The 8,188-nt window shown below is 70.1% G+C and carries 6 protein-coding genes; 4 read left to right on the top strand and 2 right to left on the bottom strand.

Annotated elements, in window-relative coordinates:
• Window positions 1-36: 36 nt before the first annotated feature.
• Window positions 37-1,866: a BCCT family transporter gene (locus H489_RS27335; RefSeq protein ID WP_081612268.1), complete on the bottom strand. Its 1,830-nt coding sequence runs from the start codon at window positions 1,864-1,866 to the stop codon at window positions 37-39.
• A gap of 53 nt (window positions 1,867-1,919) precedes the next feature.
• On the bottom strand, window positions 1,920-2,204 hold the full coding sequence (locus H489_RS27330; RefSeq protein ID WP_017886936.1) for a YrhK family protein: 285 nt from the start codon (window positions 2,202-2,204) through the stop codon (window positions 1,920-1,922).
• Between the two features lie 241 nt (window positions 2,205-2,445).
• Here H489_RS27330 and H489_RS27325 point away from each other — a divergent pair, with 241 nt between their 5' ends.
• From H489_RS27325 to H489_RS27310, 4 genes are read left to right on the top strand one after another with little or no spacing between them, the layout of a single operon-like run.
• Complete coding sequence (locus H489_RS27325) at window positions 2,446-3,717, top strand: ABC transporter substrate-binding protein (RefSeq protein WP_017886935.1); 1,272 nt, start codon at window positions 2,446-2,448, stop codon at window positions 3,715-3,717.
• A gap of 25 nt (window positions 3,718-3,742) precedes the next feature.
• The gene (locus tag H489_RS27320) at window positions 3,743-4,714 is read left to right on the top strand and encodes a carbohydrate ABC transporter permease (RefSeq protein ID WP_017886934.1); all 972 of its coding nucleotides are present in this window, start codon (window positions 3,743-3,745) and stop codon (window positions 4,712-4,714) included.
• Complete coding sequence (locus tag H489_RS27315; RefSeq protein ID WP_017886933.1) at window positions 4,711-5,619, top strand: carbohydrate ABC transporter permease; 909 nt, start codon at window positions 4,711-4,713, stop codon at window positions 5,617-5,619. Before H489_RS27320 ends, H489_RS27315 begins: the two co-directional genes overlap by 4 nt.
• A gap of 10 nt (window positions 5,620-5,629) precedes the next feature.
• Entirely contained in the window at window positions 5,630-8,098 is a 2,469-nt protein-coding gene (locus H489_RS27310) for a glycoside hydrolase family 31 protein (protein ID WP_017886932.1), read from the top strand.
• The last annotated feature ends 90 nt before the right edge of the window (window positions 8,099-8,188 follow it).

Below are 8,188 nucleotides of genomic sequence, written 5' to 3'. Positions count from 1 at the left end.
GCCTCCCGTCCGTCAGGTGGTCGCGTCGACGGCGCGTCAGCGCTCGGGCTGCACCGTCGCCGACGTGTCGGCCGACGTCGGACGCGCGTCGAGGCTCGGGTCGACCGCCGGGTCCGCCGAGATCGACTCGGGGCGCACGGGGAAGTCCTCGAGCGCACCGGCCTCCACCGTCGGAGCCGCGGCTCCGCGGCCACCGCGCACGCGGCTCTTCACCGCTGCCCACGGACGGCCGAGAGCGGACCGTGCGGGACGCTCGGAGGGCGCCTCGACCTCGAGCCCGTAGTAGGCGCCGACGTGCTCGAGCAGGACCTCGCGCTCGGCCTTGTCGTAGGCCCGGCGCTCGCGGGTGAAGGCGATGATCGTCGACCAACAGGTCAGGATCAGGACGATGCTGAACGGCAACGCGGTCGTGATCGCCGCGGTCTTCAGCGCGTTCAACCCGCCGCTCAGCAGCAGTGCGACGGCGAGCAGTGCCGACACGGCGGCGAAGAAGACGCGCAGCCAGTTCTTCGGTTCGATGTCGCCACCCGAGGCGATCATCGCCATCACGAGCGACCCGGAGTCGGACGAGGTCACGAAGAACACGCCGATGAGCAGGATCGCGCCGTAGGTCAGCACCACGCCGGCGGGCAGGTCACCGAGCAGTGCGAACAGGGACCCCTCGATGTCGACCGAGCCGTCCGAGCCGACGAGGCCGCCGGCGCCGTCGGTCTGGCGGTGGATGGCCGCACCACCGAGGACGGCGAACCACAGGAACGTGAGCGCGGTCGGCACCAGGAGGACACCGAACACGAACTGGCGGACCGTGCGGCCCTTGGAGATGCGGGCGATGAAGACACCGACGAACGGCGCCCACGACATCCACCAGCCCCAGTAGAAGGTGGTCCAGGCGCCCTGCCAGGCCTCGCCCTCGGCACCCTGCTGCGCGGTGACGTTGAACGACAGGCCGACGATGTTCTGCAGGTAGGAGCCGATCGACTGCACGAAGTCACGCAGCAGGAACTGCGTCGGACCGACGATGAGCACGAAGAGCAGCAGCGCGGCGGCGAGCAGCAGGTTGAAGTTCGACAGGATCTTCATGCCCTTGGTCACACCGGTGACGAGCGAGACGATCGTGACGGCGGTGATCACCGCGATGATGGCGATCTGGCTGACGATGCTGCTGTCGGCGATGCCGGCGCTCTCGAGTCCGGCGCCGATCTGGATGACGCCGAGGCCGAGCGAGGTCGCGACACCGAACAGCGTGCCGACCAGGGCGATGACGTCGATCAGGTTGCCCCAACCGCCGCGGACGCGGTTGCCGAGCAGCGGTTCGAGCGCCCAGCGGATCGACACCGGGCGACCCCGGCGGTGGATCGCGTAGGCCAGGGCGAGGCCGAGGACGACGTAGATCGCCCATGCGTGCAGGCCCCAGTGCAGGAAGGTCTGGGTCAGTGCCTGCTGCGCGAGTTCCTTCTCGTTGCCGGTGACGCCCGGGCGCGGGGAGGCGAAGTGACTGAGGGGCTCGGAGACGCCGTAGAACACGAGGCCGATGCCCATGCCGGCGGCGAACAGCAGCGCGAACCACGAACCGGTCGAGAACTCGGGCTCGTCCTGGTCCTTGCCGAGCTTGATGTCACCGAAGCGGCTGAAGCCGACGAACAGCGAGAAGCCGACGAAGAACGCGGCGATCAGCACGTAGTACCAGCTGAAGTTCTGGACGATGCCGTCCTGCAGTCCGAGGAACATCGCCTCGGCGGTGGAGGGGGAGATCAGGGTGAAGGCCACGAACCCCAGCACGATGACGGCGGCGGGCCAGAACACCCACCGCCGCAACTGCGGTGTCGTGGTCACGGGTCCGGGCAGGGGAGGAGTGGTGCTTGCCATGCAGTCCATGGTGCCTGCTCGCGTTCCTGTGTGTTCGCCCAGGCGTGTCGTGGTCAGAAGTCGCGCGCGGACTCCGAGGGGTTCCCGCGGCCGACCCGACCCAGGTGGAGCCTCCGCGACAGCCGGATGACCGGGCGGATGAGCAGCTGGATGCTCCCGATCAGGAACAGCCACGTGCCGGCCGTCGTGGTGCTCTCGGAGAAGAAGAGGACGCTGCCGACGATGAACCAGAGCGCCACCATCACGTCGTTGACGATGCTGATGGTCTCGTAGAGCCCACGGATGCGGAGCTCTTCGTGCCCCACCCGGAGTGCGATGTCCCGTTCGTCCTGCGCCATCAGACGATCCTGTCAGTTCCGTGGCGCGTCCGTCCCAGTGGGCGGCGGGCGGCGGCCGTGGAAGCGCTGCGCGGCGGACGGGAGGCGCGGGGCGGGCTGGCACCGTCCCTCCAGGCACGGCCAGATGCGATTACAACGTTGACGTACGCTTTACAGCGCTGTAAACAGGAGCCTGCGCGACGATGCGCAACGAGGGAGAGACCCGATGGTGGGAAGCAGGACCGCAACACTCCAGGCGGCGGTGAGCCGGCGGGGGTTCCTCGCGGGCGCGGCCGGAGGCATCGCACTCGGCACGATGGCGCTCGCCGGGTGCGCGACCCCGGGGCGTGCCGCCGGTGGAGCCACGACGCTCCGCTTCTACGAGCAGAAGCAGGAGGTCATCGCGTACTTCGACAAGCTGCTGCGGCACTTCGAGGGGGAGCACGCCGGCACGTCGGTCGTGCACGACAGCACCGCGGCCATCGCCCCGCAGTTCGTCCGCGGCGAACCGGCGGACGTCGGGTGCTTCAACGACAACCTCGAGCTCGCCCGGTACATCTCGCGCGGCGTGCTCAGCGACCTCGGCGACCTGCCGTCGGCCGCGCGGGTCCGACCCGACATCGACACCCTGACGAACCAGTACGCGACGTTCGAGGACCGCACGAGCGTGCTGCCGTACTCGCTCGCCGCGGCCGGCGTGATCTACAACAAGCGCATCTTCGCCGACCACGACCTGCCGGTCCCGACGACGTGGGACGACTTCGTCGAGGTCTGCCGGACCCTGCAGAAGGCCGGCGTCACGCCGATCTACGCCACCGACCGCGACACGTGGACGCTCTGGCAGGGCCTGTTCGACTACTCGGTGGGCAGCCTCGTCGACACCGGCTCGTTCTTCCGCAAGATGAAGGCCCTGGGCGCTGACGTCGGCCCGGACTCCGAGGTGTCGTTCGAGCAGGACTTCGCGGTGCCGATGGAGCGCGCGAAGACCATCTCGTCGTTCTTCAACCGCGACCACGCCACCCGGGCCTACGCCGACGGCAACCTGGCGTTCGGCAAGGGCGAGGCCGCGATGTACCTGCAGGGCCCGTGGGCGCTCGGGCAGATCGCGCTGATCGACGAGGAGCTGCCCGTCGGCACCTTCGCCCTGCCGGTGTCGAACGACCCAGCCGACCGCAAGGCCCGGGTCAACATCGACCTCGGGCTCTGGATCCCCACGGCGTCCGAGCACCCGGAGCAGGCGAAGGAGCTCGTCGAGTTCCTCATGCAGCCCGATGTCATCGACGCCTACAACCGCGACAACCTGGCGTACTCGCCCCGCATCGACGCACCGCCGCAGCAGGACGAGCGGCTCGCCGGCCTGCAGCAGTACGTCGACGACGCGGCGTTCTACCAGGGCGCCGGCACCTTCATCCCCACGTCGATCCCGCTCGGCAACTACCTGCAGTCGGCGATCCGGAGCGGGGACTTCACCTCGATGCTGCGGCGGCTCGACTCGGACTGGCGGCGGCTCGCCGGCCGTTCCGCGACGGTCTGAGCCGGACCAGGAACCAGGAGTCACCATGACCATGCAGACCCCGCTCTCCCGCGACACCGACCCGGCGACGTCCGGGCCGGCCACCGACGCAGCCCGCACGCACCGTCGTGTGGGTTCCCGCGGCGTCGGTTCACTCAGCCGCACCGAGGGCATGTACTACCTGTTCCTCGTGCCGGCCCTCGTGCTGTTCACGGCGTTCGTCGTCGCCCCAGCCTGCGTCGGCGTCTTCTACAGCTTCACCGACTACCTCGGGTTCGGGCAGTGGGACTTCATCGGCGTCGAGAACTACAAGGCGCTCGTCTCCGACCCGGCGATCCTGGCGTCGTACGGGTTCACCCTCGGCTTCGCGGCCGTCACCGTCGTCGTCACGCAGGTCGTCGCGCTGACGCTCGCGATCGCCCTGGCGAAGAAGATCCGGTTCGCCGCCGGACTGCGGTCGGTGTTCGTCATCCCGATGGTGATCTCGGGGATCATCGTCGCCTACGTGTTCAACTTCCTGTTCTCGAACACCGTGCCGGCCCTGGCCACGAGCGTCGGTTTCGGCCCGCTCGAGCAGAGCATCCTCGGCGACCCGAACCTGGCCTGGCTCGCGATCGTCATCGTGTCCGCCTGGCAGACCGTGCCCGGCGCGCTCCTCATCTACACGGCAGGCCTGACGTCCATCCCCGAGGAGCTGTACGAGGCCAGTGCACTCGACGGGGCGACCGGCTGGAAGCAGCTGCGGGCGATCACGCTCCCGCTGCTCGGCGGCTTCATCGTCATCAACACCGTGCTCGGTGTGAAGGGCTACCTCGGCGCCTACGACGTGATCGTCGGTCTGACCAACGGCGGCCCCGGCAGCGCGACCAGCAGCGTCGCGATGACGATCTTCGGCGGCTTCACCGGCGGCGACTACGCCTACCAGATGGCGAACGCGACCGTGTTCTTCATCATCACCGTCCTCATCTCCGTGCTGCAGCTCGCGGCGACCCGCGGAAGGAACCTGCGACTCGCATGACCGCCATCGACACACGACCCCCGACCGACACCCGCGCCGTGACCACCGGCGGCGGACGCTCCGGCCGCGGACACCGCCGACGACTGGGCGGCACGAACTGGACGCTCACCGTGGTCCTCGGCCTCGCGTCGCTGACCGTGCTCGTCCCGCTGTACGTGACGCTCTCGATGGCGTTCAAGACGACCGAGCAGTCCGTCGACGGCAACGCGCTCTCGCTGCCGTTCCCGTTCAACCCGGGCTCGTTCGCCGAGGCATGGCAGCTGACCCGGTTCCCGGTGTCCTTCTCGGTGTCGCTCGGCGTCGCAGCGCTCACCGTCGTCGCGACCCTGCTGCTCAGCTCGTTCGCCTCGTACGCGATCGTCCGGAACAGGCACAAGCGGTTCTTCCGGTACTCGTTCGTCTACCTGCTCGCGGCGATGTTCCTGCCGTTCCCGGTGGTGGCGCTGCCGCAGATCAAGCTGACCGCCGAGATCGGCCTGGACAACCCGATCGGTGTCGGGATCCTGCACGCCATGTTCCAACTGTCGTTCAGCGTGCTGCTCTACTCGGCGTACCTGCGGTCGATCCCGGTCGAACTCGAGGAGAGCGCCCGCATCGACGGGGCGTCCACGTGGCAGATCTTCTGGCGGATCATCCTGCCGCTCCTCGGCCCGATGAACGCGACGGTCGGCATCTTCGCGTTCCTGGCATCGTGGAACGACTTCATGATGCCGTCGCTCATCACGGCGGATCCGGGGTTGCAGACCCTGCCCGTGGTGCAGAACATCTTCCAGAGTCAGTTCGGCACCGACTACAACGTCGCCTTCGCCTCGTACCTGATGGCGATGGCCCCCACGATCATCGTCTACCTGTTCGCGCAGCGCTGGGTCATCAGCGGCGTGACCCAGGGCGCGGTCAAGAGCTGAGAGGCACCACGTGAGCAGCAGCACCACCGGCACCACCGGCACCACCGGCGCCGTCCTCCCTACCATTCGTCCGTTCCCGGGTTCGGACCCGGTCGCCGACCCCGCAGCCGTCGTCACCGGCGACCGCTGGCGCATCACCGTGCTCGACGCCGGGGCGTTCCGCATCGAGTGGAGCGACGACGGCGGGTTCGAGGACCGGGCCTCGACCTTCGCGTTGCGCCGCCGCCTGCCCGTGCCGGCCTTCACCGTGGAGCAGACGGCCGCCACCGACGGCACCGGCACCGACGGCGTCGTCGTCACCACCGACCGCGCCCGCCTGCGCTACGACGGCCGCCCCTTCAGCCCGAGCGGCCTGGTGGTCGAGACCACCGGACCGGACGCCAACCGCTGGCGGTGGGGGCAGGAACCGCGCGACCTCGGCGGCACCGGCCGCACCCTCGACGACGTCGACGGCCGGATGCCGCTCGAGGCGGGGATCCTGGCCCGCAACGGCATCACCGCACTCGACGACAGCGAGTCGTTCCTGTTCGCCGACGACGGCTGGATCGGCACGCGGGTCCCCGGTCGCCGCGACGTCACGGTCTTCGCGTACGGCCGCGACTACGACGCTGCGCTCCGCACGTACCACGCCGTCTCCGGCCCGCCGTCACGGATGCCGCGGTGGGCACTCGGCAACTGGTGGAGCCGGTACCACCCGTACAGCGACACCTCGTACCTCGAGCTGCTGGACCGCTTCGCCGACGAACACCTGCCGTTCTCGGTCGCCGTCATCGACATGGACTGGCACCGGGTCGACTCGGTGCCGCCGCGCTTCGGCAACGGCTGGACGGGGTACTCGTGGGAGCCGTCGCTGTTCCCGGACCCCGAGGCGTTCCTGGCCGAACTCCACCGCCGGGGGATGCGCACGACGCTGAACCTGCACCCGGCCGACGGCGTGCGGGCGTTCGAGGACGCCTATCCCGCGGTGGCCCGGGCGATGGGCGTCGACCCGGAGACCGAGCAGCCGATCCCGTTCGACCCGACGGACCGCCGGTTCCTGCAGGCCTACTTCGAACAGCTGCACCGCCCGCTCGAGGAGCAGGGCGTCGACTTCTGGTGGATCGACTGGCAGCAGGGTCGCGAGACCGGGCTGCCCGGGGTGGACCCCCTCTGGCTGCTCAACCACTTCCACCTGCTCGACTCGGCACGACACGCGCCGTCCGGCGGCGCCGACGCGGGCCCGGACGCCGACGCAGCACCGGCCCCCGTCGACGGCATGACCTTCTCGCGCTACGCCGGCCCCGGCAGCCACCGGTACGCCGTCGGGTTCTCCGGCGACGCCGTCGTGTCGTGGGCGTCCCTGGCGTTCCAGCCCGAGTTCACCGCCACCGCCGCGAACATCGGCTACCCCTGGTGGAGCCACGACATCGGCGGCCACACCCGCGGCGTCCGCGACGACGAGCTCGCCACCCGCTGGGTGCAGTTCGGGGTGTTCTCGCCGATCATGCGCCTGCACTCGGCCAACAACCCGTTCATCCGCAAGGAGCCGTGGGTGTTCCCGGCCGAGGCCCGCGCCGCGATGGGCGAGGCGCTCCGCTTCCGCCACCGCCTGGTGCCGTACCTGCACACGATGAACCACGGCACGGCCGAGGGCACCGCGCTGGTCCGGCCGCTCTACCACCTGGAGCCGCGCCGCGACGAGGCGTACCGGGTGCCGAACACCTACGCGTTCGGTTCGGAGCTGCTCGTCGCGCCGATCGTGGCGCCGCGCGACCCGGTCAGCCGGCACGGGGTCGCCCGGGCCTGGCTGCCGCCGGGCACCTGGACCGACGTCTTCACCGGCACGGTGTACGCGGGTGACCGGTTCGTCGACCTGCACCGCACGCTCGACACGGTGCCGGCCCTGCTGCGCGCCGGCGGGGTCCTGCCGCTCGCGGCGGCCGACCAGCTCGACGCCACCGTCAACCCGACGGCGTTCGAGGTCCTCGTCGCACCGGGTGCACCCGGCGAGTTCACCCTGGTCGAGGACCACGAGGGCGAGGGCAGCCGCACCGCCCGGACCCGTCTGACCTGGGATCCCGAACACGCCGAGTTCCGGGTGCACGGCACCACCGGAGCCCTCGACGTCGTCCCCGCCCACCGCGACTGGCGGATCACGTTCTTCGCCGCGCCGGCCGACGGGCAACCGACATCGGCTCGCTCGGTCGACCGGTTCTCGGTCGACCTGTCCGTCGACTCGGCGTCGGGCGGATCGATCACGCTGGTCGGTGCTCCGGTCGTCGGGGTCGACGCGCGGGACGCCGTCCGGCAGGTCCTCGAGGGTGCGCAGGCCGGCAACGCGGAGAAGCTCGAGGCGTGGGAGGTCGTGGCGAAGGACCTGCCGCGTGCGGACCGCATCGTCGAGCTCGGCACCGTCGGGCTGCCCGACGCCCTGCGGGACGTCGTCGTCGAACTGCTCGGCAGCGTGCACCCGGGGGAGTCGGCTCCCGCAGGTCGCTGACGGCACGCGACGGGGGAAAGGCGGACGGGCGCGGCTCGCTCAGCAGTGTCGCGCCAGCGGCACGCGGGCCGCGCCGACCGAGCCTGCGAG

The organism is Curtobacterium flaccumfaciens UCD-AKU (assembly GCF_000349565.1).
GTDB classification, from domain to species: domain Bacteria; phylum Actinomycetota; class Actinomycetes; order Actinomycetales; family Microbacteriaceae; genus Curtobacterium; species Curtobacterium poinsettiae.
The sequence above is the reverse complement of the archived record's forward strand: the minus strand, read 5'-3'. Positions and strand labels throughout refer to the sequence as shown.